The organism is Anoxybacillus sp. EFIL, from assembly GCF_013096955.1.
Classification (GTDB): Bacteria; Bacillota; Bacilli; order Bacillales; family Anoxybacillaceae; genus Anoxybacillus; species Anoxybacillus ayderensis.
The window spans coordinates 162649-188966 of record NZ_SDLH01000005.1; the positions used below are offsets into that span (position 1 = coordinate 162649).

The following is a 26318-nucleotide window of genomic DNA, read 5'->3' on the forward strand; positions in this document are numbered from 1 at the left end:
ATGTGTTGCCGTTTTTAACATGGAAAAAGGTTGGTGTTTACGCTCGTGGAAGAAAAGAAACGATATGAAGATAAAGAGATGACGTTAGTCGAACATTTGGAAGAATTACGCAAACGCGTGTTTATTGTTGTTGGGGCACTTATTTTATTTTTTATTTTAGGATTTATTTTTGTGCAAGATTTATACCGTTGGCTTATTGCTGATTTAGATGTGAAGCTAACGATTTTAAGTCCGACCGATATTTTATGGGTATATGTGATGTTAGCTGGCGTGTTTGCGATTACAATGACGATTCCTGTATTCGTTTGGCAAGTATGGATGTTCGTGAAGCCTGCTCTTACACCACGGGAGCGAAAAGTAACGCTGTCATATATTCCAGCTACGTTTTTACTATTTGTACTCGGCTTATGCTTTGGATACTTTGTTGTGTTGCCTATGGTGTTTCATTTTTTAATGAGCCTCGGTGAAGATTTGTTCGCAACGATGTTTACAACAGAAAAATATTTTCGGTTTATTTTGAACATGACGATTCCGTTTGCGATATTGTTTGAATTGCCGATTATCGTTATGTTTCTAACAAGCATTGGCATTATTAATCCATACGCGTTACAAAAAGTAAGAAAATACGCGTATTTTGTATTAGTAATTATCGCGGTTACGATTACACCACCAGATTTTATTTCTGACTTTTTAGTAACGATCCCGTTGCTTTTGTTATATGAAGTAAGTATATCAATCTCGAAATTTGTGTATAAACGAAAAGAAAAACAGTTGAAGCAAGAAGCGTCTTCCGAATAGAAGGCGCTTTTTTATTTATCTACTTATTATAATAAAAACTATTTTCATGTTGTTAATATATTTAAGAACATTTTGTGACAATTAAACCATTAAAATAACATAAAGGGAAATAATCATATATAATTAAATGTAAACGCTATCATGTGAAGGGGAGGAGCTATGTGAAAAGAAAAACTATTTTAGAAGAAGTGCTTGATCGCGGTTTTACGAGACGCGATTTTTTAAAAATGTGTACAGCACTTGCGGCGACAATGGGGCTTGATTTTTCACAAACGGACCAAGTGGTTGCAGCGATGGAAAAGAACCAGCGTGTTCCGGTTATTTGGTTACAGTTTCAAGACTGTACAGGGTGCTCTGAATCATTTATTCGTTCGACGCATCCGAAAGTGGAAAGTGTGCTGTTAAATATGATTTCTCTCGAATATTCGGAAGTGCTTTCTGCTGCTTCGGGTCATCAAGTTGAAGCTGCGCTGGAACATGTTCTTGAACATTATCCGGGAGAATACATACTTGCAGTGGAAGGAAGCTTGCCAACAGACGATGCATTTTTAACCGTTGGTGGCGTATCGGCAAAAGAAACGTTTCTTCGCGCTGCTAAAGGAGCAAAAGCGATTATTGCATATGGAAGCTGTTCATCGTGGGGAGGGATTCCTGCGGCATATCCAAATCCAACAAAAGCCAAACCGATTACGCATTTTGTGAAAGATAAACCTATTATATTAGTCCCAGGATGCCCGCCAATTGCAGAAGTCATGACAGGTGTTATTGCACACATTATTACGTTCGGGAAATTTCCAGAGCTTGATCATCTTGGCAGACCAAAAGCATTTTATCGTCATCGTATTCACGATAAATGTAATCGTCGCGCATATTTTGATGCAGGCTTATTTGCGGAATCGTTTGATGATGAAGGAGCAAGACAAGGATATTGCTTATATAAAGTAGGCTGTAAGGGGCCAACAACATATAACTCCTGTGCGGAAATGCGCTGGAACGGTGGGGTTAGTTATCCAATTCAATCCGGCAATCCATGTATCGGTTGCTCCGAGAAAGGTTTTTGGGATAACGGTCCTTTCTTCGTTCGTCGTGCAAAAATTCCTGCATCTCAAACGACGATTAATCCAGAAACGGTCGGAGCGATTGCGGTTGGTGTGACTGCTGCAGGTGTCGCTGCTCATGCTGCGGTAACAGCAATGAAGAAAAAAGATGAACATCATGATCGAGGTGAATAAAGATGACAGAACGTATTGTTGTCGATCCAGTAACACGAATTGAAGGGCATTTACGCATTGAAGTAGATGTTGATGACAGCGGTGTCATTCAAGAAGCATTTAGTTCAGGTACAGCCGTTCGTGGCATTGAGTTAATTGTACGAGATCGCGATCCACGGGATGTTTGGGCATATGTGCAACGCATTTGCGGTGTTTGTACAACAACTCATGCTTTAGCTTCTATCCGTTCCGTTGAAGATGCGCTTGATATTAAAATTCCAAGAAACGCACATTTGATTCGTGACATTATGAACGCGGCTGTTTTTTTACATGACCATGTCGTTCACTTTTATCATTTACATGCATTTGATTGGGTTGATGTATTAAGTGCGCTTAAAGCAGATCCAAACGAAACAAGCCGCATTGCTCAGTCGCTTTCTAGTTGGCCAAAATCGTCTCCAGGTTATTTTAAAGACATTCAAATGAAAGTACAAAAAGTTGTGGATAGTGGACAACTCGGCATTTTTGCAAACGGCTATTGGGGGCATAAAGCATATAAGTTACCACCTGAAGTGAATTTACTTGCTGTTGCTCATTATTTAGAAGCGCTTGATTGGCAAAAAGAAATTGTGAAAATTCATACGATTTTTGGAGGAAAAAACCCACATCCTCACTATGTCGTCGGTGGGATGGCTACGCCAATTGATATTAATAGCGATAATGCCATTCATGCCGAACGTTTGATGCATGTTTCGCAAATTATCGATCAGGCAGTAGAGTTTGTAAATAATGTTTACATCCCAGACTTATTGGCGATCGGCTCATTTTATAAAGATTGGACATATGGTGGTGGTTTAAACAACTATTTATGTTATGGAGATTTTTCAACAGGCGATATTCGAGACGTTCACTTATACCGTTTCCCACGTGGTGTCATTTTAAATGGAAACTTCAATGAAGTGCTCGATGTCGATCCGAAAGATCCAGAACAAGTAAAAGAGTTTATCGATCACTCGTGGTATACGTATGACGGAAAAGAAGGGGGCGTTGGTAAGCATCCGTGGGAGGGTGAAACGTCACTTCGTTATACAGGACCAAAGCCACCGTTTAAAACATTAAATACAGATGAAAAATATAGCTGGTTAAAATCCCCAAGATGGAAAGAGCATCCGATGGAAACAGGTCCACTTGCACGCATGCTCGTTGGCTATGCTTTAAAGAAAGATGAGTTTGTCGGATTAATAGATGACACGTTGAAAAAATTGAATTGGCCGCTTGAAGCGATGCGTTCAGCACTTGGTCGCACAGTAGCGCGCGGACTTGAGTCCATTCTTGTTGCAAAATGGATGCGTGACGATATGGACGCATTATTGGCGAATATTCGCAATGGAAACCAAATTACATTTGATCGAACAAAATGGGAGCCAAGTACATGGCCGAAAAAAGCGAAAGGAGTCGGATGGATGGAAGCGCCACGTGGAGCGCTAGGTCATTGGATTGAAATTGAAGATGGAAAAACGAAAAACTATCAAGCGGTTGTTCCGACGACGTGGAATGCTTCACCGCGTGATCATAAAGGACAAATTGGTGCGTATGAAGCATCTTTAAAAGGAACGCCATTGCTCGATAAAGAAAAGCCGTTAGAGATTTTGCGCATCGTCCATTCGTTCGATCCATGTTTAGCATGTGCGGTTCATTTAACAGATCTTGAATCGAAACAAACGACTCATATTCGTATTGGGTAGGAGGGGAGTGTATGTCGATCCCGACAAATCCAAAAATTGAACAAAAACGGACGGAAGTCATTTGGAAGCGGTCACGAAAAGCAAAACATATTGAATTAAACGATCACATGGTGAAAGTGTACGTATGGGAGCTACCTGTTCGTATTTTTCACTGGATTAATGCTTTTTCTATTCTAGTGTTAATGATTACGGGCGTGTTCATCGGTCGCCCGTTTGTGTCCGCATCTATTCAAGAAGAGGCATATTATTCCTTTTTAATGGGGTGGGCGCGCTATATCCACTTTTTCGTTGCTTTTCTTTTTACTATTAACTTAGCTGTCCGTTGGTATTGGGTGTACAAAGGAAATGAGCATGCGACATCGAATCCGTTTCGCCTTTCTTTTTGGAAGGAAGCGTTTGAAACAATAAAATATTACTTATTTATGAAAAACAATAAAAAACATTACATTGGACATAATCCACTCGCCCAATTAAGTTATTGGATTTTTATTGGTCTTGGTTCGATCATTATGATGCTTACAGGTTACTATTTATTATTTGAACCACAACCAGAATCAATTTATGGAAAAATGTTTATGTGGGTTGCCCATTTATTTGGTGGCGATAGCTATTCTGTTCGTTCGTGGCATCATCTTGTAGCATGGGGGTTTATCATTTTTACTGTTGTACACGTATATATGGCATTTCGCGAAGACTATTTACAACGAAATGGAACGATGTCATCCATTTTTACTGGCTATAAACTAGAAAGAAAAAAAGAAGCATTAGGTGAACAGGATGAAAAATAAAAAAATAACTGTTCTCGGAATAGGAAACTTACTATATTCCGATGAAGGAGTAGGCATTCATATTTTGCCTTTATTAGAAGAAAAATTGGCGAAATATGACGACGTAGAAGTGATTGAAGGTTCAACTGATGGGATGCGTTTACTTGGGACAATTGAAGAGACGGAGTATTTGGCAATTGTCGATGCTGTCAATGCAGGGAAAGAAGCAGGAACAATCGTTACGTTAATCGATGATGAAATTCCAGCATATTTTGGAATTAAAATGTCCATTCATCAACTCGGTTTTCAGGAAGTGTTGTCAGCCGCCAAAATACGTCAAACATGTCCAAAACAAATGGTTTTATTTGGTGTTCAACCTGCATCTTTATGTCTCGGATTAGAGTTATCGCCAATTGTCCAAGCACAACTTCCACACGTTGTTGAGCGAGTTGTTCACCAAGTAGAGAAGTGGTGTCGTACGCCATGAATCGCCTGCAATTTTTAAAAATGATGCGTAATAGTTTAATTGAAACAATGAAAGAAGCTTCCGCCCCATTATTAGAAGACGAGGTGGAAAAAGTGAAGAAATTATTTTCTAATCATCGCACGTGGCATGCTATTGGCCCGTGCGATGATATATGTGACGTTGAAATCAAAACTGTTGATCGCATCCCGCTCGTTGTTTACAAACATGAAGGGACGTTATATGTAAGAAAAGCTATTTGTTCACATTGTCAAGTCATGCCGCATTATATTCAGCAAGATCATCGTTTTATTTGCTTGTATTGTGATCGTGAATGGCATGTATTTTCACAAAAAGGAACGTTGCATATGCCACTTCTTCCTACAAAACGAGAAGGAGATGAGTGGTATGTGCAAATAGAAAGGGATTCTTATGCATGAGATGGCGTTAATGGGAGAAATCGTTCAGTTAATCGAGCAAGATGCTCAAATGAAAAAGATAAAATATGTGAAAAAAGTAGAATTGCTTGTTGGCACGTTAAGCAATGTGCTTCCGGATGCATTACAATTTGCGTTTGATGTGTACAAAATGCAAGCAAATAACTGTTTAACAATGAATGCTGAATTGATCATTCATATAGAGAAAGCGAAAGCAGTTTGCGCAATTTGTGGAAGCCAATATGAGCCCGTGACAAAAATTGCTCAATGTCCAGCATGTTTACTTCCGAGTGGAAACATTGTAGCAGGAGAAACATTTCGTATATTGGCATATGAAGGGAGTTTGACGCATGAAAATTACATTGGAAGTTGATGTGTTAACAAACAATAACCGTGCAGCTGCGTTTAACCGTCAATTATTTGAGGAAACGAATACGCTTGTCATCAATATAATGAGCTCACCGGGCGCAGGGAAGACAACTATTTTAGAGAAGACGATTGAGGCGTTAGCAAATGAGTTTCGTATCGGTGTCATTGAAGGGGATTTAGCAACAGAAAAAGATGCAGATCGCATTCGTGCCCTTGGTGCGCAAGCCGTACAAATTAATACGCATGGAGGGTGCCATTTAGATGCTCGCATGATTGCGGCTGTTTTACCGCAATTTGATTTTCAACATCTTGATATTTTATTTATTGAAAATGTAGGAAATCTTGTTTGTCCATCCGGTTATGATTTAGGACAGCAACATAAAGTAGCTGTGTTAAGCGTACCAGAAGGGAATGACAAAATCCCAAAATATCCGACGATGTTTATGAGAACAGAGCTTGTTTTACTAAATAAAATTGATTTACTACCGTATCTTGATTTTGATGTCGAACAAGCGAAAGAAGATTTATCATGTATTCATCCACAGTCTAAGTTGCTTCCATTGTCAGCAAAAACGGGTGAAGGAATGGATGAATGGTTACATTGGATTCGAGAAGGGGTTGCTCGATGCAAAAAGCAGTCAATATCACAGTGAAAGGACGAGTGCAAGGAGTTGGCTTCCGTCCTTTTATTTTCGCACTTGCCCAGCGATATCAAGTAAAAGGAATAGTCCAAAATAATATGGATGGGGTTTTTATTCATATCGAAGGCGATGCATATGCAGTTGACCAGTTTATTTACTCTTTACCGATGGAGGCACCGCGGCTATCTCGCATCGATGAGATGGTTGTAACTTTATCACAATGGCGTGCTTTTAAAGATTTTTCTATCATTCCGAGCGAACGAACAGGAAGTTCTTCGCTCGTAATTCCAATTGATACGGCTGTTTGTGAAGATTGTTTACGAGAAATGTATGATCCAAATGATCATCGGTATCGCTATCCGTTTATTAATTGCACACAATGTGGCCCTCGTTATACAATCATTGAACAGTTACCGTACGATCGTCCGTTTACATCGATGCGCTCGTTCCAAATGTGTGAACGATGTGAGCAAGAGTACAAAGATCCTATGAACCGCCGTCATCACGCTCAGCCTATTGCTTGTCCAACATGCGGTCCATCTGTTGCATTATTGATGCCAGATGGGCAAGCGTTGCAAGGAGATGCCATTGAACAAGCGAAGGAATATATTCGTGCTGGGGCGATTGTTGCGGTGAAAGGATTAGGTGGATATCACTTAGCTTGTGATGCGACAAATGAAGTGGCTGTCCGACAATTACGAATAAGAAAACAACGGCCTCATCGTCCGCTAGCTATCATGGCAGCCTCCCTTGATATTGTAGAACAATTCTGTCATGTAACTGTGGAAGAAAAACGGTTGTTAACTTCGCCGGAAGCTCCCATTGTTGTTGTGAAACAAAGAAAAAACACAATGATTGCTTCATCGGTTGCTCCGGGGTTACAAACAGTTGGAGTGATGTTACCGTACACCCCACTTCACCATTTATTGCTTGATGACCGATTGCCTGTTGTCGTGATGACAAGTGCGAATCGTTCAGGGGTGCCCATGATATACGAAGATGAACAAGCTTTACGTGATTTACAAGGCATTGCTGATTATTTTCTTGTACATAATCGTCCGATTGTTCACCCTATTGATGATTCTGTTGTTCAAATAGAGAGTGGCAAGATTCATTTTATTCGACGAGCGCGTGGCTTTGTTCCCGATCCATTAGAGACGAAGTATGACGTTCATGAAATTGTAGCACTTGGTGGGCAACAAAAAAATGCATTCGCGTTTGGGAGACATCATCAAATTTTTTTAGGACCTCATATTGGTGACTTAGAGCATGTAGAAGTCGTTGAACATTTCCAAAGGGAATACGAACATTTACGCACTTGGATGGGAGTGACACCAAAAGCAATTGCTGTTGATTTGCATCCAAACTATGAAACGTGGAACATCGCAAAACAATGGCATACCGATATTGTAGCTGTCCAACACCATCATGCACATATGGTTTCGTGCATGGAGGAAAATCACATATATTCCCCTTGTTTTGGCCTTATTTTAGATGGAACAGGATACGGGGAGGACGGACATATATGGGGGTTTGAGCTACTGTACGGAGATGCTTCACAATATAAACGGCTCGGGCATTTAACGTATACTCCGCTTCCAGGTGGAGAGCGTTGCATCAAAGAGCCTTGGCGTACAGCCGTCGGCATGCTCGGACATTATTTCGGTGAACAAGGATATGCTCTGGCGGAGAAGCGATTTACCGAAAGAGCACAAGAGGTACGTGTATTAAAACAAATGGTCGAAAAAGGGCTACACTCTCCTTTAGCAGGTACGTGCGGGAGGCTATTTGACGCCGTTAGTGCCTTTTTGTACGTTTGCACGCATAGTACGTACGATGGAGAGGCGGCTGTTCGACTTTCTGAATTTATTGATGATACAAAAATATATGAAGCTTATCCGTTTCATATAAAAAAACAGGATGAATGGGAAATTGATTTGGCAAAGATGTGGCAAGCGATATGGGAAGATGTTGAAGCTCATGAACAAGTAAATATCATTGCTGGTCGCTTCCATGAAACAGTCGTGCAAGCGTCTGTCGAATTGGTTCGTTTAGCTTTACAACAATATCCAACGTACGAACGAAATATCGTATTATCGGGAGGGAGTATGCATAATCGTTATATCGTTAAACGTCTTCGTCAAGAACTCAGTAAGCTTGGATTGTGTGTTTACACGCATCAAAAAGTACCGTGCAATGATGGAGGACTAGCTCTTGGACAGTTAATCATCGCAGCACATAGGAGGGATCGTGTATGTGTGTAGGAGTACCGGCAAAAGTGTTACATATTGAAGGTTTTTCCGCACGAGTAGATGTCATGGGATCGCAAATGGATGTTGGAATTATTTTTGTTCCTGAAGTCAAAATTGGCGACTATGTCATTGTGCATGCTGGACAGGCGATGTCGATTATTGATGAACAGTATGCAAAAGAAAGTTTGGAAGAATGGAGGAAGCTAGTCGATGCTAGACGTGATGGATAGCCCAACTCGTTCAGCGCTCAGTCGAACGTTGTTAAAAGAAGTACAGACGTTAGCAAATCAGTTTCAACAAACGTTTGGACGAATGCCTTCGTTTATGGAAGTGTGCGGTTCACATACGATGGCACTTGCTCGTACGGGAGTAAAAAAAGCGCTCGAAGGATACGTTCGTCTCATTTCTGGTCCTGGTTGTCCTGTTTGCGTCACTGATCAAGTAACAATTGATGCAATGATTTCTTTGACAGATGGTGCAGATCGAATCATTTGCACATTTGGCGACATGATGCGGGTGCCTGGATCTTATGGAACGTTGATGCAAGCGAAGACAGAAGGAAAAGATGTGCGTGTCGTCTACTCTCCAGTTGATGCGGTTCGTATTGCTGAACAGCATCCGTATCAAGAAGTTATTTTTTTAGGGATAGGGTTTGAGACAACCATCCCAATTTTAGCTGCAGCAATAAAAGAAGCAGAAGAAAAGCAAGTGCACAATTTTTCCATGTGGATGTCGACAAAGCTAGTGGAGCCAATTTTGCGGCAATTACTTCACGATGGAGACGTGTCACTAGACGGTTTTTTACTCCCTGGGCACGTATCCATGGTGATGGGGAGAGCTCATTTTGAATTTTTAGCAACGGAATACAATATGCCTGCAGTAATTAGTGGATTTGAAGCATTACATATGTTAAGTGCAATTCGTCATTTATTAATGTTAGCACTCAAACAGCACGCTATTGTATTAAACGATTATAAAAGTGTAGTGAATGAACAAGGAAATGTACAAGCGAAATATTGGATGAACCATTATTTCACATTATGCGATGAGGCGTGGCGCGGTATCGGGGTGATTTCACAAAGTGGAATGGATTTTAAGAAAGAGTATGATCGGTTTAACGCAAAGGTGAAGTTTTCTGTTTTAACGCGCGAACCGCGTCGAACAAAGTGTCGGTGTGGAGAAGTCATTCGTGGGCTTATCGATCCACCACAATGTGTATTGTTTGGGAAAGCATGTACACCGCTTCATCCGATTGGACCTTGTATGGTGTCATCAGAAGGTAGTTGTGCAGCGTATTATCAATATATGAGGGAGGAGTAACAAATGGAGCGAATAACGCTCGCCCACGGAGACGGAGGACAGTTAGCTCATCAGCTCATTGCGGATATTTTTGTTTCTATGTTTCATAACGATCGTCATGCAAAATTCGATGCAGCTACGTTTACGTTAGACCTGCATGAGCTAGCCATGACAACGGATAGTTTTGTCGTTAAACCTCTTTTCTTTCCAGGTGGAAACATTGGAAAGTTAGCGGTAGCTGGAACAATAAATGATTTAGCGGTCGTTGGAGCGATCCCGAAAGTCATGACTTGTAGTTTTATTATCGAAGAAGGGTTTCCAATTGGTGATTTAAAAACGATCGTGCAATCGATGGCTGAAGAAGCAAAAAAAGCAAATGTGGCGATTGTTGCGGGCGATACAAAAGTTGTTGAACGTGGTAGTGCGGATGGATTATATATTAATACAACAGGGATCGGAGTCATTTCCCATCCGCTTGAGCCTAAAATGTGTGAAGGCGACTCGGTCATTGTCAGCGGTTCAGTTGGTGATCATGGAGTAGCTATATTAGTGGCCCGAGGGGAATTAGGTCTTGTATCAACGGTTGAGAGCGACTGTGCAACATTGTATCCGCTCATTGCCAAAGCGTTACAAGCAAGTCAACGCATTCGCCTGATGCGCGATCCAACCCGCGGGGGATTAGCGACTGCCCTTGTAGAAATTTGTGAAGATTTTGGGGTAACGATTGAATTGGAGGAAGAATGTATCCCTGTAAAACAAGAAGTGGAAGGAGCATGTGAATTGCTCGGTTTTGATCCGCTCTATTTGGCCAATGAGGGAAAAGTGGTCATGATCGTTCCAAAAGAAGATGAACAGGCTGTTCTTGATGCCCTTCGTTCTCAACCTGAAGGAAAAGATGCCGCTGTCATCGGAACTGTTCGAGCAACAAATAAAGGTCAATTATTGTTGCGAACACCGCTTGGCACAACACGAAGATTATATCGATTAACAGGATTAATGTTGCCTCGTATTTGTTAAACCGTAGGGGAAAATCCTACGGTTTTTGTCTTTCCTACTTTTATCGTTTATGTCATAATAAATGACAGTACATAAAAAAGGGTGAGGGTGTCATGAAGCAATATTTACAATTACTTGAAGATATTTTACAAAACGGTGTGTATAAGGATGACCGTACGGGAACAGGGACGATTTCTGTATTTGGACGTCAATTGCGTTTTGATTTACGTGAAGGATTTCCTTTACTTACAACAAAAAAGTTACATATTCGTTCAATTATTCATGAGTTGCTCTGGTTTTTAAGTGGGGATACGAATATTCGTTATTTAAAAGAAAATGGTGTAACAATTTGGGATGAATGGGCAGATGAAAACGGAGATTTAGGTCCGGTATATGGAGCTCAATGGCGTTCATGGAGGGGAGCAGACGGCCGAACGATTGATCAAATTAGCGAAGTGATTGAACAAATAAAGCACAATCCAAATTCGCGCCGTCTTTTAGTAAGCGCATGGAATGTTGCGGAATTAGACAATATGAAGTTGCCTCCTTGCCATTATGCTTTTCAGTTTTACGTGGAAAATGGGACGTTATCGTGCATGTGGCAACAGCGTTCGGTTGATACGTTTTTAGGTCTTCCGTTCAATATCGCAAGCTATGCACTACTTACGCATATGGTTGCTCAACAATGCGATCTACAACCGAAAGAACTTATTTTTACTGGCGGTGATGTTCATTTATATATGAATCATATCGAACAAGCGAAGTTGCAATTAACGAGAGAACCGCGTCCACTTCCGAAATTAGTCATTAAACGAAAACCAGCGTCTATCTTTGAATATCGCTTTGAAGATTTTGAAATTGTTGATTATCATCCGCATCCGCACATTAAAGCGGACGTGTCTGTGTAAGGGAAGTGAGTCAATTGATTTCTATTATTGTCGCGATGGATCGAAATCGAGTCATTGGTTGGAACAATACATTACCTTGGCACTTACCGTCGGATTTAGCTTATTTTAAACATGTAACTATGGGTCATCCGATTGTCATGGGGCGAAAAACATTTGAATCGATCGGCCGTCCGCTTCCTGGAAGAATAAACATCGTACTTACACGGGACAACACGTTTTCAGCGGATTCGAATGTTCAAGTCATTCATTCAATTGATGACATCGAACAAATAGAACAGCAACATGGTCATTTGTTTGTTATCGGGGGGGCACAAGTGTTTGAACAAGCGATGCCGCTAGCCGATCAATTGTACGTTACACATATTGACGAAACGTTTACAGGAGATGCATTTTTCCCACCAATTGATGAAAAGCAATGGGTGCTTCGTACCGCTCGACAAGGTGTGCAAGACGAAAAAAATCGTTATCCACACACATTTTGTATATATGAACGAACAGCTCGCTAATTGGCGAGCTTCATCTTTTTGAATAATTTTTAGAAAATTTACTTTTCTTTATTCGAAAATATGATATATTTTAGAATAACATAATTTTGACAATGAAATTATAAATAGAAAGGAAACGAGAAAATGGAACAACAAGTAAAACGAAAACATGGCGTATATGTAGAAGATATTTTAATTGCTTATCAAACGTTAAAAGATGTCGTGTATCATACCCCTTTACAAAAAAATGAATTGCTTTCAGAACGGTATGATTGTCATGTATATTTTAAACGGGAAGATTTACAAGTCGTTCGCTCGTTTAAAATTCGTGGTGCATATTATCGAATGAAAAGCTTAAGTGAAGAAGAAAAGAAAAATGGAATTGTTTGCGCAAGTGCAGGCAATCACGCTCAAGGTGTAGCTTATTCATGTCGAGCGCTCGGTGTGCATGGGAAAATTTATATGCCATCTACAACTCCGAGACAAAAAGTATCGCAAGTACAGTTTTTTGGTCGAGAGTTTGTTGACATTATTTTAGTTGGCGATACATTTGATGATTCCTATGAACAAGCACTTATTTGCGCAAAGCAAGAGCAGCGAACATTTATCCATCCATTCGATGATGAAGCTGTGATTGCTGGGCAAGGAACAGTTGGTGTTGAAATTTTAAATGATTGTGAAGAAGCGATTGATTATGTGTTTGCAAGCATTGGCGGTGGGGGGCTTATTTCTGGTGTCGGAACGTATATCAAAAGTATTTCACCAGCAACGAAATTAGTTGGCGTCGAACCTGAAGGAGCTCCTTCCATGAAAAAATCGTTTGAAGCAGAAGAAGTCGTCACTTTAAGTGAAATTGATCCATTTGTAGATGGCGCGGCAGTGAAACGTGTGGGGGAAAAAACATTTGCATTAGCAAAAGAAATGGTCGATGATATTGTCGTTGTTCCTGAAGGAAAAGCATGTACAACGATTTTGCAACTTTATAATGAAAACGCGATTGTAGTCGAGCCTGCTGGAGCGTTGCCGGTTGCTGCGCTTGATTTATATAAAGAACATATTCGTGGCAAGACCGTTGTTTGTATTATTAGCGGAGGAAACAACGATATTGGGCGCATGCAAGAAATTAAAGAGCGTTCTATGATTTATGAAGGACTTCAACATTATTTTATTGTGAATTTTCCGCAACGTGCTGGCGCTTTGCGGGAATTTCTCGATGAAGTATTAGGACCAACAGACGACATTACACTCTTTGAATATACGAAAAAAAATAATAAAGAAAGTGGCCCCGCTCTCGTTGGCATTGAATTAAAATGTCGTGAAGATTACGGTCCGCTCATCGAACGAATGAAGAAAAAAGGTTTTCCGTTTATGGAAGTGAATAAAGATAGCAGCTTGTTCCATTTGCTCATTTGACAAAAATTTTTTATAAATCGATGACGAAATGTGACATACTTCAACATAAAAATCGTGTATAATATAAGTAAATCGGTCAAAAAAGAGGATTGATATTTTGTTATTCAAAAGCCTAGAGTTTAAAAACGTAGATGGGCAAAAAGTAAAAATTATCGAAATTCCGGTATTGGAGGACGATAACCCTTATCAATTTATGGTAAAAGTAAGGTTGCAAACGTTTATTGCACAAGTGCATGCTAGAAAAAGTCCAAAGAAGGTGTATTCATTTAAAGAATATTTAAAACGAGTGTTAAAGTGGCCGGTGTACGAACAAATATTTAAATCTGAAATTTTAAAAAACAATGCATAAATGATAAGGAGCTGTTTTGCTATTGTGCAAAATCAGCTCTTTTTTTACAAAAAATTTTATGAAAACAGCGACATATAGGGGCATTTTATTATATAATTTCACCGTACGAAATTTTAGAATGAAATATGGGAAGTGGAAAAATGAGTAAAATAAAGATTGTAACAGATTCTACGGTCGATTTAACAAAAGAAACGATTGAGGCGTGGGACATTCGCGTCGTGCCATTATCAATCTCTATTGATGGGCAAACATATGTAGACGGCATTGATTTTACTCCACAACAATTTATTGAAAAAATGAAACAAGCAGATGAACTTCCAAAAAGTTCTCAACCGTCTGCAGGACAGTTTTTACAAGTATATGATGAACTCGGAGAAGCAGGATATGATGTCATTTCCATTCATATGACAGGAGGAATGAGCGGAACGGTGCGCTCTGCAGAGAGTGCTGCGGCTATGACAAAAACCAACGTTACCGTCATTGATTCCCGTTTTATTTCTCTTGCGCTCGGCTTTCAAGTATTAGAGGCGGCAAAAATGGCGGCAGAGGGAAAAACAGTAGAAGAAATTGTTTCGCGTCTTGATACGATCCGCGAGAATACACATTTATTTGTTGTTGTTGATACGCTTGAAAATCTCGTCAAAGGGGGACGCATTGGACGCGGAAAAGCGATGATTGGTTCGTTATTAAACATTAAACCGATCGCTTCGTTACAAGATGGTGTATATACACCTGTGACAAAAGTTCGTAGCCAGTCTCAAATCGTCAAATTTTTAACAAACCAATTTGTTGAACATACGAAAGGAAAGATGATTCGAGCAGTAGGGATTGCTCATGCAGAAGCAATGGATTTAAGTGAACGATTAAAACAGTCGATTGCAGAAGCAACAGGATGGACACAAACCGACATCGTGTATACAACCCCAATTATTTCTACGCACACAGGCCCAGGAGCCATCGGATTTATGTACTATACGGAGTAGGGGGAGCGAAAAAATGAAGCGTATACGTTTATGGTTATTTGTTTTATCTCTGTCCTTGCTTGTTGCTTGTCAACAATCAATTCCAGATGCAAAAAATTGGCCAATTGAAGATTTCACATTTATTGATCAAAATGGTCAACAGTTTGGCTTAGCTGATTTAAAAGGAAAAGTATGGGTGGCTGATTTTATTTTTACGCGCTGCGCTGACGTTTGTCCTCCAATGACGGCAAATATGGCAAAATTACAAAAAATGGCGAAGGAAAAAGGGTTAGACGTTCATTTTGTTTCGTTTAGTGTCGATCCTGAAAACGATACACCGGATGTATTAAAGGCATATGTTGAGAAGTTTCAAGGAGATACGAGTCGTTGGCACCTACTTACAGGATACACACAACAAGAAATTGAACGTTTTGCTCAAAAAAACTTTAAAGCTGTCGTAAAAAAACCGCAAGAAGGGGATCAAGTCATTCACGGTACAGACTTTTATCTCGTTGATCAAAATGGGACGATTGTGAAGTACTATAGTGGCTTAAACGATGTACCTTACGAAGAAATTTTAAAGCATATTGACATGTTACAAGAATAGGATATACAGACAAAAATGATGATTCAGTCATTTTTGTCTTTTCTTTTATAGAGAGGGGATTTTCTGTGAACAAATTTCTTCTTCTATTTCTTTGCGTCTGTTTAGTCGGATGTTCTTCTACACCTACAATGATGGAAGAGAAAGAGCAAGTACAAATGAAGTCACGTGATTTACAAATTGTGGCGTTAGGTGATTCATTAACCGAAGGGGTAGGTGATGAGGAAGGTGGATATGTTGCTTTCATTGAGCAATATTTAGAAAATCGTGACGATGTGAATAAAGTGTTTGTGCACAACTTTGGCAAACGAGGATTACGTAGTACACAACTCGCAGATGTCATGATAAATAACGAATCGGTCATTCAGCAAGCAGATCTTATTTTTATCACTATCGGTGGAAATGATATGATGAAGGTTGTTCGTTCACATTTTTTATCTTTAACATACGATTTGTTTGTAAAGGAACAACAGGCGTTTGCTTCCCGACTTGATGAACAACTGCAACTTCTTCGCCATATGAATCAGGACGCTTATATTGTGCTGATTGGATTATACAATCCGTTTTCTTCAGCATTTCCAAATATACCAGAAATGGATGAGGTTATACACATGTGGAACGAAGGGAGTAAGGAAGTGATTTCCCGCTATGATCGTACACTATTTGTACCTATTGCGGATCTGTTTGAAGGACGTGATGATGTATTGTATGATGATCAATTTCATCCGAACAACCTAGGCTATGAACAAATGGCAAAGCGCATATATGAATATTTACAAAAACATCGTGAGTGGATAGGAGAATGAATTGTGAAATGGAAAATTTTATTTTTTATCCTGTTAGGGATAAATGGTTTCATAATCGTGTTACTACTTTTTTATATGTTTCAGCCATCTCCTTCTCCAAATATTCCAAACATCAAAGGGGAAGGACCGGTATTTACTGTTCAAACTTCGAAACAGCATATGAATACCCTTATTCGTGACTATATTCAGAAGCATGAAAAAAAGGGTGAATTGTCTTATGATGTTCAATTAGCTGATCGTCTTTATATAATAAGCGCGATTCCGATATTCGGAAAACAAGTCGATTTAACGATGGCGTTTGATCCGACTGTGGATGAAAACGGGCACATTGTACTTGCCCACCCGACGATGACATTTGGACAACTTCGTTTACCCGTTCCGTATGTGCTATCATATATAGATCAACATGCTTCTTTGCCAAATTGGGTGAAAGTGGACGCGAAAAAAGAGCGCATTTATATTGTTGTAAGCGACATCCGTATAAAAAAAGGATATATGCTCAAAGCGAAAACGTTTGATTTAAGTAAAGATGATATGACTTTTACAGTTACAATTACAAAATAGGATGCCCCACATATCGAGGGACATCCTATTTTATTCGTAATCCTTTCGGGTAAAAGTTTTTTACCACTCCTTTTACTTCTTTTCCCCAACCGAGTGGATAGCCGTCAATAGTAATTAATATCCATCCCCGATCGCCATTTGTTTGTAACGTTTCTCCTTTCATATATCGGATACTTTCTTCAAACGTGAGCGGAAGGTGTGCTTGTACTTGTTGTTTTGTTAGTGCCATAGCTAAAGCGTGGTTTGGTTCAAAGCGATTTTTTTTCCATTCTCCTATATGGAGACCAGGGCGAACGACTTTTAAGCCGTCTAAACGCGGGCATAAATAAGGGAGAGCAAATATATGCGTCCCAAATGCGTAAAGCGTCCCGTCTATTGTCGTTTGGATTGTGTTGTTTATAAACGTTTCATAATCACGCCACATCGCTTTCGATACGTTAGAAGTAGCTGTTTTTCCAGTCCATCGTTTTGCTGCTCCTCGTTTGCGCATTTTTGCAACGAAATGCCCTTCTCCTCGGAGATGATGAGGCCAAAGTCTTGCAGTATGTGCGATTTGTTCATTATGTGTGTTCGTCCAATGTGTCACACCTGGTTGAATCCCGTGTTCTTTTTCGATTGGAACGAGTTCCATATCATCGTAAGTTGCTAAAAACCAGTCAATCATTTGTTCATTTTCTTCGGGAGAAAATGTGCATGTCGAATAAACAAGTGTCCCCCCTTCGTTTAACATTTTATAAGCACAAGATAAAATATGTTTTTGTGTTTGTGCACATTTTTGAACATGGTCTAAACTCCAAAATTGAATCGCTTCTTCGTCTTTTCGAAACATCCCTTCCCCGGAACATGGAGCATCAACTAAAATTTTATCGAAAAATCCTTCCAATGTTTCCGATAGTTTTTCAGGTGTTTCATTTGTCACAACAGCATTTGTAATTCCGAGTCGCTCAATATTTTCAGATAAAGCTTTGACACGTTTTGAATGAATTTCGTTTGCCAATAAAAACCCTTCATTGTTCATCATAGCTGCTAATTGTGTCGTTTTCCCACCGGGGGCTGCGCATAAGTCAAGCACGCGCTCTCCTGGAGATGGGGCAAGCACTTCAGCGACAAACATTGCGCTTGGCTCTTGAATGTAATACAATCCAGCAGCATGATACGGATGTTTTCCAGGTTGGGCATCGCGGTAATAAAATCCTGTAGAACAAAAAGGAATTGGATCAAGTTCCCATGGACTGATGTTTAAAAATGTCGATGGTGAAACTTTTAGTGTATTCACCCGCAAACCATGAACTTTTTCTTCATTGTATGTCGCAAAAAAACGCTCCGCTTCATTTTGAAGCAAAGCATTCATTTTTGTTATAAATTCTTCTGGTAAACGACATGTAGTCACGCTATAACCACTTCACTTTCGGTTCTGTTTTGTTTAAAATACGTTTGATGTTTGCTCGGTGACGATAAAATACAAAAAGTGTTAATAATGTGACGACAATGCGCAAAGGAATATCCTCTGTCCATATGAATGCATAAACGGTGGCATACACGCCAGTTAACATGGACGAAAGCGAGACGTATTTGGATATATACAAAATGAGAAAAAAGACAGCTAACATCGTCATAAAAAGAACAGGTGAATAAAATAACAACACTCCCCCAGATGTGGCAACCGCTTTTCCACCACGAAATTGTGCAAACACCGGATATGTATGGCCAAACACAGCAAACATTCCCGTAATGAGCGGGTGAATGTCTACATGAAACAATACAGGTAAGCTTGCAGCCAACGTTCCTTTTAAAATGTCGGCAATTGTCACAATTAATCCTGCTTTTACACCGAGCACCCGAAACGTATTTGTTCCGCCTAAATTGCCGCTTCCATGTTCACGTATGTCAATCCCGTACCCAATTTTCCCGACAAGTAACGCGAACGGAATCGAACCAAGTAAATAACCGATGATCATAAGCAAAATGGACATTATAAGCCCCCTCTACTTCATTCATATTTCCTCTATCAAGGTCATGTTTTTATTGTAACATGCTTTTTTAAAAAATGAAGGCAGGATTATTTTTTTGTATGAAGAAATACTAGGTTATCATAGGAGGTAGATGACATGAATCCAAGTCGTGAACAAATCAAACAAATTTTAAATAAGGCCAAACGAATTGCTGTCGTGGGATTGTCAGATCGTCCGGAACGTACATCGTACATGGTCGCAAAAGCGATGAAAGAAGCAGGATATGAAATCATTCCAGTTAACCCGCTTATTAAAGAATGGGAAGGCATTCCGGCTGTTGCTATGTTAACGGATATTGAAGGACATGTCGATATTGTGAATGTGTTTCGCCGTTCCGAACATTTACGTGAAATTGCTGAGCAATTTGTACAAATAGATGCGGACGTGTTTTGGGCGCAATTAGGTGTATATGATGAAGAGGTGTACCGTGATTTAACAGAAAAAGGTTATACCGTTGTGATGGATCGCTGCATCAAAGTAGAACATGCGCTCACACGTTAAAAACGACCATTCTTTTCGTAATGGTCGTTCTTTTTCTAAAGAGATAAGAAAGTATAAAAATTCAGATTTAGGAAGGTGTCTAGCTCCAAGCGCCATCGGCTCGATTCGCTCCGACCCACACTGCGGCGGCGACACACTGAAATACTTCAGTGATGTTACCCACGCAGAACCAAGCGATCGCTTGGTTCGAGCTCTCCTCGGTGGGGCTTGTGCTCTCTTCGCCGATAGGCGGGCGCTTTGCGCTTTTCTTATCATGACGTTGGACGTTTTTCGAATGTATGTTAAAATAGAGAAAGTCAAAAAAACAGAAACAAATGTTCTTGTTGTGAAAGGGGAATGATTGTGACAGATAAACAACTTCTTACATATAACGAAGATACCATTCAAGTATTAGAAGGATTAGAGGCGGTTCGTAAGCGACCAGGCATGTATATCGGAAGTACAGATAGCCGTGGTTTGCATCATCTCGTATATGAAATTGTAGATAATGCCGTTGACGAGGCGCTTGCTGGATATGGAAAACGCATTGTTGTGACGATACATAATGATCAAAGCATTAGCGTTCAAGATGAAGGACGTGGGATGCCTACAGGTATGCATAAGTTAGGAAAGCCAACGCCAGAGGTTATTTTAACTGTATTACATGCAGGAGGGAAATTTGGTCAAGGTGGATATAAAACGAGCGGTGGTTTGCATGGGGTTGGTGCCTCTGTTGTTAATGCTTTATCAGAATGGTTAGAAGTGACGATTCAACGTGATGGGTTCATATATTACCAACGGTTTGAACATGGTGGAAAGCCTGTCAGTACACTTGAAAAAATTGGAGAAACAAAGCGAACAGGAACAAAAATTCGCTTTAAACCGGACCAAACGATTTTTAGTACAACAACGTTCCATTATGAAACGATTAGTGAACGTTTACGAGAATCTGCATTTTTATTAAAAGGATTAAAAATTGAATTACACGATGAACGGTCGGGATTACGTGATACATTTTATTACGAAAATGGAATTGAAGCGTTTGTACAATACTTAAATGAAGAAAAAGATGTATTGCATCCGGTTGTATTTTTTAGCGGCGAGCAAAGCGATATTGAAGTGGAGTTTGCCTTTCAGTTTCATGATGGGTATGCAGAACATATGCTTTCGTTTGTGAACCACGTGCGAACGAAAGATGGAGGAACACATGAAATCGGAGCTAAAACGGCAATGACTCGCGTGTTTAATGAATATGCACGAAAAGTAGGTTTATTGAAAGAACGAGATAAAAACTTAGAAGGCACAGACATTCGTGAAGGATTATCTGCGATCATATCTGTTCGCATTCCAGAAGCACTGTTGCAATTTGAAGGACAAACGAAAGGGAAACTAGGAACACCTGAGGCTCGTTCGGCCGTTGAAGCGGTCGTTAGCGAGAAACTAACGTACTTTTTAAATGAAAACCCAGATATCGCCACATTGTTAATTAAAAAAGCGATTCGGGCGTTTCAAGCGCGTGAAGCTGCGCGAAAAGCACGGGAAGAAGCACGTTCTGGAAAAAAGAGAAAAGGAAAAGAACATGTATTAAGCGGAAAGTTAACACCTGCTCAAACACGAAATCCACAAAAAAATGAATTGTATTTAGTCGAAGGGGACTCGGCAGGTGGCTCAGCTAAACAAGGACGTGATCGCCGTTTTCAAGCGGTATTGCCTCTTCGTGGGAAAGTCATTAACACAGAAAAGGCGAAACTAGCTGATATTTTTAAAAATGAAGAAATTAACACAATTATTCATGCCATTGGCGGGGGTGTGGGGGCTGATTTTTCGCTCGATGATATTCATTATGATAAAGTCATCATTATGACTGACGCAGATACAGACGGGGCACATATTCAAGTGTTGTTGTTAACTTTCTTTTATCGTTACATGCGACCACTCATCGAAGCTGGTAAAGTGTTTATTGCCCTTCCACCACTTTATAAAGTAAGTAAAAAAGTTGGTAAAAAAGAAGTGATTGAATACGCATGGACGGATGAGCAACTGCAATCGATTTTGAAAAAAATCGGTAAAGGATATACGATTCAACGCTACAAAGGGCTTGGTGAAATGAATGCTGATCAATTATGGGAAACGACGATGAATCCAGAAACGCGGACGCTTATTCGTGTTCGTATTGACGATGCAGCACGTGCAGAACGTCGTGTCACGACATTGATGGGCGATAAAGTAGAACCGAGAAGAAAATGGATTGAGTCCAATGTGCAATTCGGTTTAGAGGACGATATGAATATTTTAGAAAACGATCATGTGATGACAACTGAGGGGGAATAAGAACATGGAACGTGTATTAGATTTACCGTTTGAAGATGTGTTAGGAGACCGATTTGGTCGGTATAGTAAATATATTATTCAAGAACGTGCCTTACCTGATGCACGCGATGGATTGAAACCGGTGCAGCGTCGCATTTTATATGCGATGTATGTAGATGGAAATACGTCCGATAAACCATTCCGTAAATCGGCTAAGACAGTCGGAAATGTCATCGGTAATTTCCATCCACATGGTGATTCTTCCGTATATGAAGCGATGGTGCGTATGAGCCAAGAATGGAAAGTGAGAAACGTGCTTATTGAAATGCACGGAAATAACGGAAGCATTGATGGAGATCCACCTGCAGCGATGCGTTATACAGAAGCAAGATTATCGGCGATCGCATCTGAATTGTTGCGCGATATTGATAAAGAAACGGTAGAATTTGTACCAAACTTTGATGATACGAGCAAAGAACCTGTTGTATTGCCAGCAATGTTTCCGAATTTACTTGTCAATGGTTCAACAGGCATTTCAGCAGGTTATGCGACAGAAATTCCACCACATCATTTAGGAGAAGTAATTGATGCAGTGATTATGCGCATTGATCATCCGACTTGTACAGTTGATGATTTAATGACTGTATTAAGAGGGCCGGATTTCCCAACGGGTGGCATCATCCAAGGAAAAGAAGGCATTAAAACAGCCTACGAAACAGGGAAAGGAAAAATTATTATTCGCGCTAAAGCAACGATCGAACAAGGGAAAGGCGGCAAACAAGCGATTGTGATTACGGAAATCCCTTACGAAGTCAATAAAGCGAATTTAGTTAAAAAAATTGATGAATTGCGCCTTGAAAAAAAGTTGGATGGAATTGTTGATGTGCGTGATGAAACAGATCGCACAGGGTTACGAATTGTTATTGAAGTGAGAAAAGACGGCAATGCAGAAGGTATTTTAAACTATTTGTACAAAAACACTGATTTACAAATTACGTACAATTTTAACATGGTTGCCATCCACGAGCGTCGTCCAAAGTTATTAAGCTTACCGCAACTATTAGATGCATATATCGAACATCAAAAAGAAGTGGTCGCGAATCGTTCCCGTTATGAATTACGAAAAGCAAAAGAACGCGCTCATATTGTGGAAGGGCTAATGAAAGCTATATCGATGTTAGATGAAGTGATCGCAACGATTCGTGCGTCCAAAGATAAAAAAGATGCAAAAGCAAATTTGATGAATCGCTATGAATTTACGGAGCCTCAGGCGGAAGCTATCGTCACATTACAGCTGTATCGTTTAACGAATACAGATATTTATGATTTGCGTGAAGAAGCAAACGCATTAAACGATAAAATCGAAGAATTAACGACCATTTTAGAAAGTGAGAAAAAGCTATTATCTGTGATTAAAGCCGATTTAAGAAAAATGAAAAAAACGTATGCAGATGAGCGGAGAACGACGATTGAAGAAGAAATAAAAGAAATTAAAATTGAAATGAATGTCGTTGTTCCCGAGGAAGATGTCATTGTTACCGTCACAAAAGATGGATATATTAAGCGGACAAGCCTTCGGTCTTATAGCGCTTCGAACGGACAAGATATTGGCATGAAAGAGAGCGATAGATTGCTCGGTATGTTCGAAATGAATACGACACATACGTTGTTGTTATTTACAAATAAAGGTAATTATCTATATTGCCCTGTTTATGAACTTCCCGATATTCGTTGGAAAGATATCGGTCAACATATTTCTCATATCATTCCGCTTGATCGCGATGAGCAACTCATTAGTGCTATTCCAATCACAGATTTTTCAAATGGATATGTGCTATTTATTACAAAACAAGGGTTTGTGAAAAAAACAAGTCTCGTTCATTATAAAGCACAACGGTACTCTAAGCCGCTTGTGGCGATTCGATTAAAAGATGACGATGAAGTTGTGAATGTGTATCAAACTGACGGAACAGGGTATATATTCCTCGTCACACAATATGGCTATGGCTTATTGTTCCAAGAAGAAGAAATCGGAGAAGTTGGCGTTCGAGCAGCTGGAGTGAAAGGAATCCATCTAAAAGAAGGAGATTGCGTTGTTTCTGCTCAACAAGCAACTGAAGAAAACGTTGTTCTTGTGACAAAACGTGGAGCAGTGAAAAAAATAGCACGAACAGAGATCGAGCAATCTACACGTGCAAAACGTGGGCAACTTCTCGTTAAAGAAGTGAAAACAACTCCACATCGATTAGTGAGCTGTCATTTCCTTTCGAACGGATATGTTATTTTAAAGACGGAGAAAGGCATGATGGAAGAGGTTTATGTCGACGAACTGCGATTAAGTGATCGATATGGCAATGTAACATACGTGCTTGATTGTGAAGAAGTTGGTTATGTTACGGATACATGGGTGAAATAGTCATAACTCCCTTGAATTTCTTCGTTGTTTCAATTATATTGAAGAAGGTATAGTTTTCATATGGGGGACTTATGATGAGATTTAAACGACAAGAACCTTTCCGATATCAATTTGGTCAACCGATTCCGTGCACGTTCCGTATTACACGCATTGGAGAACGGGAAGTGGAAACGGATAAAGGAGCGGCTGAAATTCATGATATTAGTCCGCGTGGCATTCGAATGGAGACAAAATTAAATTTACCTATTGACTCTGCTAAAGGTGAAATGGAGGTGGAGTTACAGTTTACAATCGTCGATCAACCAATGAACGTCCGTGGCGTTGTCATGTGGAAAAAAACATATGCGAATGAATTTCAATACGGTCTATCGTTAGAGATTTCTAAACAAGAAGAAATGCAGTTAATTGGCGAAATTAAAAGACATGCGGCGATGTATGCTCGGAGAAAAGAAAGCAAATAAGCAAATAAAGAGGATGTCCATGTGGGCATCTTTTTTTCTTTAAAAAATGTTGAAAGCGGTTGACTAACTTGTATATACAGGTTAAAATAAAAACAAACAAGTCGACTTGTATATACAAGTTTATAAAAATTGTGTGTAAACGCTTCAACTAAGGAGGAGTAGAAGATGCGACAATCTGTTGAAAAAATTGTCCAAGCGGTCGGTGGGAAAGAAAATATTATTGCCGCGACACATTGCGTCACACGTCTTCGTTTTGCGTTAAAAGATGAAGGAAAAGTTGACAAAGAAGCATTAGAAAACATTGATATTGTGAAAGGATCATTTTCAGTCAATGGTCAGTTTCAAGTAGTGATTGGTCAAGGATTAGTAGAAAAAGTATATAACGAAATGATTGAAATGACCGGTCTCGGCCGCGCGACAAAACAAGACATTAAAGACGCTGCGGAAAAAAAATTAAATCCGCTACAACGAGCCATTAAAACGTTAGCTGACATTTTTATTCCGCTTTTACCTGCTATCGTCACAGCCGGCTTATTGATGGGGTTAAATAACATTTTAACAGGCCCGGGAATTTTTTATGAAGGAAAATCGGTTGTTGATGTTCATAAACAATGGCGCGATTTTGCTGATATGATTAACTTAATTGCCAATACAGCGTTCGTCTTTTTACCTGGGTTAATCGGTTGGTCAGCTGTTAAAAAGTTTGGTGGAAGCGAGTTACTCGGAATTGTACTCGGACTTATGCTTGTTCATCCAGCGTTATTAAATGCATGGGCATACGCTTCAGCTGTGCAAGAAGGAACAGTGCCATATTGGAATTTATTTGGATTTGATATTCAAAAAATCGGTTATCAAGGTCAAGTATTACCTATTTTAATTTCATCATATGTGTTAGCGAAATTAGAACAATTTTTGAAAAAACGCATTCCGGAAGCATTTCAATTGTTGCTTGTTGCTCCAATTGCATTACTTGTGACAGGGTTTGTTTCTTTTATTGCAATCGGTCCTGTGACGTTTGCTATTGCAAACGCTTTAACGGATGGTCTTGTTGCTTTATTCGATCGTTTTGCAGCGTTAGGTGGGCTCGTATATGGAGGGTTATACGCTGTTCTCGTTGTCACAGGAATGCATCATACGTTTTTAGCAGTAGACTTACAATTGATTGGTAGCACAGGTGGGACATTTTTATGGCCTATGCTTGCGTTATCCAATATTGCACAAGGTTCTGCAGCACTTGCGATGATGTTTGCTACAAAAGATGAAAAATTAAAAGGCTTATCGTTTACATCAGCTATATCTGCTTACTTGGGCATTACGGAGCCAGCGATGTTTGGTGTCAATTTACGATTCCGTTATCCGTTCATTTCAGCTTTAATCGGCTCTGCTATTGCGGGAATTTTTATTACGATTAATAAAGTGCAAGCTTCTTCTATCGGTGTTGGCGGACTACCTGGATTTTTATCGATTTTCCCAGATAAATGGGCACCATTTTTCATCGGTATGGCTATCGTCCTTATCGTTCCATTTACGTTGACGTACATTTTGGCAAAAACGAGAGGCGGTAAGTAAT

27 protein-coding genes are annotated in these 26318 nt (G+C 39.8%); 25 read left to right on the forward strand and 2 right to left on the reverse strand.

The window, feature by feature from the left end; all coding sequences use genetic code 11:
* The first annotated feature begins 78 nt into the window (after window positions 1–78).
* The 20 genes from tatC to ES017_RS09880 all read left to right on the forward strand — a co-directional run bounded on the left by tatC (window position 79) and on the right by ES017_RS09880 (window position 17069).
* Complete coding sequence (gene tatC / locus ES017_RS09785) at window positions 79–798, forward strand: twin-arginine translocase subunit TatC (RefSeq protein WP_171335026.1); 720 nt, start codon at window positions 79–81, stop codon at window positions 796–798.
* A 161-nt stretch (window positions 799–959) separates the two neighbouring features.
* Complete coding sequence (locus tag ES017_RS09790) at window positions 960–2030, forward strand: hydrogenase small subunit (protein WP_021094789.1); 1071 nt, start codon at window positions 960–962, stop codon at window positions 2028–2030.
* A 2-nt stretch (window positions 2031–2032) separates the two neighbouring features.
* Window positions 2033–3754: a nickel-dependent hydrogenase large subunit gene (locus tag ES017_RS09795; RefSeq protein WP_021094790.1), complete on the forward strand. Its 1722-nt coding sequence runs from the start codon at window positions 2033–2035 to the stop codon at window positions 3752–3754.
* Between the two features lie 11 nt (window positions 3755–3765).
* On the forward strand, window positions 3766–4542 hold the full coding sequence (gene cybH, locus ES017_RS09800; protein WP_021094791.1) for a Ni/Fe-hydrogenase, b-type cytochrome subunit: 777 nt from the start codon (window positions 3766–3768) through the stop codon (window positions 4540–4542).
* Window positions 4532–5008 (forward strand): HyaD/HybD family hydrogenase maturation endopeptidase, encoded by a 477-nt coding sequence (locus ES017_RS09805; protein WP_021094792.1) that lies wholly within the window; start codon window positions 4532–4534, stop codon window positions 5006–5008. The genes cybH and ES017_RS09805 overlap by 11 nt, the downstream gene beginning before the upstream one ends.
* Window positions 5005–5424, forward strand: a complete 420-nt coding sequence (locus ES017_RS09810; protein ID WP_021094793.1) for a Rieske (2Fe-2S) protein — start codon at window positions 5005–5007, stop codon at window positions 5422–5424. The genes ES017_RS09805 and ES017_RS09810 overlap by 4 nt, the downstream gene beginning before the upstream one ends.
* Window positions 5417–5794: a hydrogenase maturation nickel metallochaperone HypA/HybF gene (locus ES017_RS09815; RefSeq protein WP_021094794.1), complete on the forward strand. Its 378-nt coding sequence runs from the start codon at window positions 5417–5419 to the stop codon at window positions 5792–5794. Before ES017_RS09810 ends, ES017_RS09815 begins: the two co-directional genes overlap by 8 nt.
* Window positions 5772–6443, forward strand: coding sequence for a hydrogenase nickel incorporation protein HypB (hypB, locus tag ES017_RS09820; protein ID WP_021094795.1), 672 nt, complete (start codon window positions 5772–5774; stop codon window positions 6441–6443). Before ES017_RS09815 ends, hypB begins: the two co-directional genes overlap by 23 nt.
* A complete protein-coding gene (gene hypF, locus ES017_RS09825) occupies window positions 6416–8695 on the forward strand; it encodes a carbamoyltransferase HypF (RefSeq protein WP_021094796.1) in 2280 nt (759 codons plus the stop codon). The genes hypB and hypF overlap by 28 nt, the downstream gene beginning before the upstream one ends.
* Entirely contained in the window at window positions 8686–8913 is a 228-nt protein-coding gene (locus ES017_RS09830) for a HypC/HybG/HupF family hydrogenase formation chaperone (RefSeq protein WP_021094797.1), read from the forward strand. The genes hypF and ES017_RS09830 overlap by 10 nt, the downstream gene beginning before the upstream one ends.
* Window positions 8894–10003, forward strand: a complete 1110-nt coding sequence (hypD, locus tag ES017_RS09835; RefSeq protein ID WP_021094798.1) for a hydrogenase formation protein HypD — start codon at window positions 8894–8896, stop codon at window positions 10001–10003. The genes ES017_RS09830 and hypD overlap by 20 nt, the downstream gene beginning before the upstream one ends.
* Window positions 10004–10006: 3 nt before the next feature.
* Window positions 10007–10999, forward strand: coding sequence for a hydrogenase expression/formation protein HypE (gene hypE / locus ES017_RS09840; RefSeq protein WP_171335025.1), 993 nt, complete (start codon window positions 10007–10009; stop codon window positions 10997–10999).
* Between the two features lie 92 nt (window positions 11000–11091).
* Entirely contained in the window at window positions 11092–11886 is a 795-nt protein-coding gene (thyA, locus tag ES017_RS09845) for a thymidylate synthase (protein WP_009361209.1), read from the forward strand.
* A 14-nt stretch (window positions 11887–11900) separates the two neighbouring features.
* Window positions 11901–12392 carry a dihydrofolate reductase gene (locus tag ES017_RS09850; RefSeq protein ID WP_021094800.1) on the forward strand — a complete coding sequence of 164 codons (492 nt, stop codon included), beginning with the start codon at window positions 11901–11903 and terminating at the stop codon, window positions 12390–12392.
* A 123-nt stretch (window positions 12393–12515) separates the two neighbouring features.
* A complete protein-coding gene (ilvA, locus tag ES017_RS09855; protein WP_021094801.1) occupies window positions 12516–13784 on the forward strand; it encodes a threonine ammonia-lyase IlvA in 1269 nt (422 codons plus the stop codon).
* 97 nt (window positions 13785–13881) lie between these two features.
* Window positions 13882–14133, forward strand: a complete 252-nt coding sequence (locus ES017_RS09860) for a YpmP family protein (protein WP_021094802.1) — start codon at window positions 13882–13884, stop codon at window positions 14131–14133.
* A gap of 140 nt (window positions 14134–14273) precedes the next feature.
* Entirely contained in the window at window positions 14274–15116 is an 843-nt protein-coding gene (locus tag ES017_RS09865; RefSeq protein ID WP_021094803.1) for a DegV family protein, read from the forward strand.
* Between the two features lie 13 nt (window positions 15117–15129).
* Complete coding sequence (locus ES017_RS09870; protein ID WP_021094804.1) at window positions 15130–15702, forward strand: SCO family protein; 573 nt, start codon at window positions 15130–15132, stop codon at window positions 15700–15702.
* 65 nt (window positions 15703–15767) lie between these two features.
* On the forward strand, window positions 15768–16505 hold the full coding sequence (locus ES017_RS09875; protein WP_021094805.1) for an SGNH/GDSL hydrolase family protein: 738 nt from the start codon (window positions 15768–15770) through the stop codon (window positions 16503–16505).
* 3 nt (window positions 16506–16508) lie between these two features.
* Complete coding sequence (locus ES017_RS09880) at window positions 16509–17069, forward strand: YpmS family protein (RefSeq protein WP_021094806.1); 561 nt, start codon at window positions 16509–16511, stop codon at window positions 17067–17069.
* A gap of 25 nt (window positions 17070–17094) precedes the next feature.
* On the opposite strand, the gene ES017_RS09885 is transcribed toward ES017_RS09880, so the two are convergent.
* Window positions 17095–18459, reverse strand: coding sequence for an RsmF rRNA methyltransferase first C-terminal domain-containing protein (locus ES017_RS09885; RefSeq protein WP_035063631.1), 1365 nt, complete (start codon window positions 18457–18459; stop codon window positions 17095–17097).
* Window position 18460: 1 nt separating this feature from the next.
* Entirely contained in the window at window positions 18461–19042 is a 582-nt protein-coding gene (gene plsY, locus ES017_RS09890) for a glycerol-3-phosphate 1-O-acyltransferase PlsY (RefSeq protein WP_021095930.1), read from the reverse strand.
* A 135-nt stretch (window positions 19043–19177) separates the two neighbouring features.
* Between plsY and ES017_RS09895 the strand changes: the two genes are divergently transcribed.
* The 5 genes from ES017_RS09895 to treP all read left to right on the forward strand — a co-directional run bounded on the left by ES017_RS09895 (window position 19178) and on the right by treP (window position 26317).
* On the forward strand, window positions 19178–19582 hold the full coding sequence (locus tag ES017_RS09895; protein ID WP_042536293.1) for a CoA-binding protein: 405 nt from the start codon (window positions 19178–19180) through the stop codon (window positions 19580–19582).
* Between the two features lie 336 nt (window positions 19583–19918).
* Window positions 19919–21892 carry a DNA topoisomerase IV subunit B gene (parE, locus tag ES017_RS09900; RefSeq protein ID WP_035063633.1) on the forward strand — a complete coding sequence of 658 codons (1974 nt, stop codon included), beginning with the start codon at window positions 19919–19921 and terminating at the stop codon, window positions 21890–21892.
* A gap of 4 nt (window positions 21893–21896) precedes the next feature.
* A complete protein-coding gene (parC, locus tag ES017_RS09905) occupies window positions 21897–24287 on the forward strand; it encodes a DNA topoisomerase IV subunit A (RefSeq protein WP_021095933.1) in 2391 nt (796 codons plus the stop codon).
* A gap of 71 nt (window positions 24288–24358) precedes the next feature.
* Window positions 24359–24748 (forward strand): PilZ domain-containing protein, encoded by a 390-nt coding sequence (locus ES017_RS09910; protein WP_051157508.1) that lies wholly within the window; start codon window positions 24359–24361, stop codon window positions 24746–24748.
* Between the two features lie 165 nt (window positions 24749–24913).
* Window positions 24914–26317, forward strand: a complete 1404-nt coding sequence (gene treP / locus ES017_RS09915) for a PTS system trehalose-specific EIIBC component (RefSeq protein ID WP_021095935.1) — start codon at window positions 24914–24916, stop codon at window positions 26315–26317.
* Window position 26318: the final 1 nt, after the last annotated feature.

Bases quoted from the DNA above. Each gene is read 5' to 3' on its own strand.
- hypE (WP_171335025.1), top strand. From the start codon at position 10,007: ATGGAGCGAATAACGCTCGCCCACGGAGACGGAGGACAGTTAGCTCAT.
- treP (WP_021095935.1), top strand. From the start codon at position 24,914: ATGCGACAATCTGTTGAAAAAATTGTCCAAGCGGTCGGTGGGAAAGAA.
- parC (WP_021095933.1), top strand. From the start codon at position 21,897: ATGGAACGTGTATTAGATTTACCGTTTGAAGATGTGTTAGGAGACCGA.
- thyA (WP_009361209.1), top strand. From the start codon at position 11,092: ATGAAGCAATATTTACAATTACTTGAAGATATTTTACAAAACGGTGTG.
- plsY (WP_021095930.1), bottom strand. From the start codon at position 19,042: ATGTCCATTTTGCTTATGATCATCGGTTATTTACTTGGTTCGATTCCG.
- hypB (WP_021094795.1), top strand. From the start codon at position 5,772: ATGAAAATTACATTGGAAGTTGATGTGTTAACAAACAATAACCGTGCA.
- hypD (WP_021094798.1), top strand. From the start codon at position 8,894: ATGCTAGACGTGATGGATAGCCCAACTCGTTCAGCGCTCAGTCGAACG.
- ES017_RS09815 (WP_021094794.1), top strand. From the start codon at position 5,417: ATGCATGAGATGGCGTTAATGGGAGAAATCGTTCAGTTAATCGAGCAA.
- ES017_RS09870 (WP_021094804.1), top strand. From the start codon at position 15,130: ATGAAGCGTATACGTTTATGGTTATTTGTTTTATCTCTGTCCTTGCTT.
- ES017_RS09830 (WP_021094797.1), top strand. From the start codon at position 8,686: ATGTGTGTAGGAGTACCGGCAAAAGTGTTACATATTGAAGGTTTTTCC.
- ES017_RS09805 (WP_021094792.1), top strand. From the start codon at position 4,532: ATGAAAAATAAAAAAATAACTGTTCTCGGAATAGGAAACTTACTATAT.
- ES017_RS09810 (WP_021094793.1), top strand. From the start codon at position 5,005: ATGAATCGCCTGCAATTTTTAAAAATGATGCGTAATAGTTTAATTGAA.
- tatC (WP_171335026.1), top strand. From the start codon at position 79: ATGACGTTAGTCGAACATTTGGAAGAATTACGCAAACGCGTGTTTATT.
- ilvA (WP_021094801.1), top strand. From the start codon at position 12,516: ATGGAACAACAAGTAAAACGAAAACATGGCGTATATGTAGAAGATATT.
- ES017_RS09910 (WP_051157508.1), top strand. From the start codon at position 24,359: ATGATGAGATTTAAACGACAAGAACCTTTCCGATATCAATTTGGTCAA.
- ES017_RS09795 (WP_021094790.1), top strand. From the start codon at position 2,033: ATGACAGAACGTATTGTTGTCGATCCAGTAACACGAATTGAAGGGCAT.
- cybH (WP_021094791.1), top strand. From the start codon at position 3,766: ATGTCGATCCCGACAAATCCAAAAATTGAACAAAAACGGACGGAAGTC.
- ES017_RS09865 (WP_021094803.1), top strand. From the start codon at position 14,274: ATGAGTAAAATAAAGATTGTAACAGATTCTACGGTCGATTTAACAAAA.
- parE (WP_035063633.1), top strand. From the start codon at position 19,919: ATGATTGTGACAGATAAACAACTTCTTACATATAACGAAGATACCATT.
- ES017_RS09895 (WP_042536293.1), top strand. From the start codon at position 19,178: ATGAATCCAAGTCGTGAACAAATCAAACAAATTTTAAATAAGGCCAAA.
- hypF (WP_021094796.1), top strand. From the start codon at position 6,416: ATGCAAAAAGCAGTCAATATCACAGTGAAAGGACGAGTGCAAGGAGTT.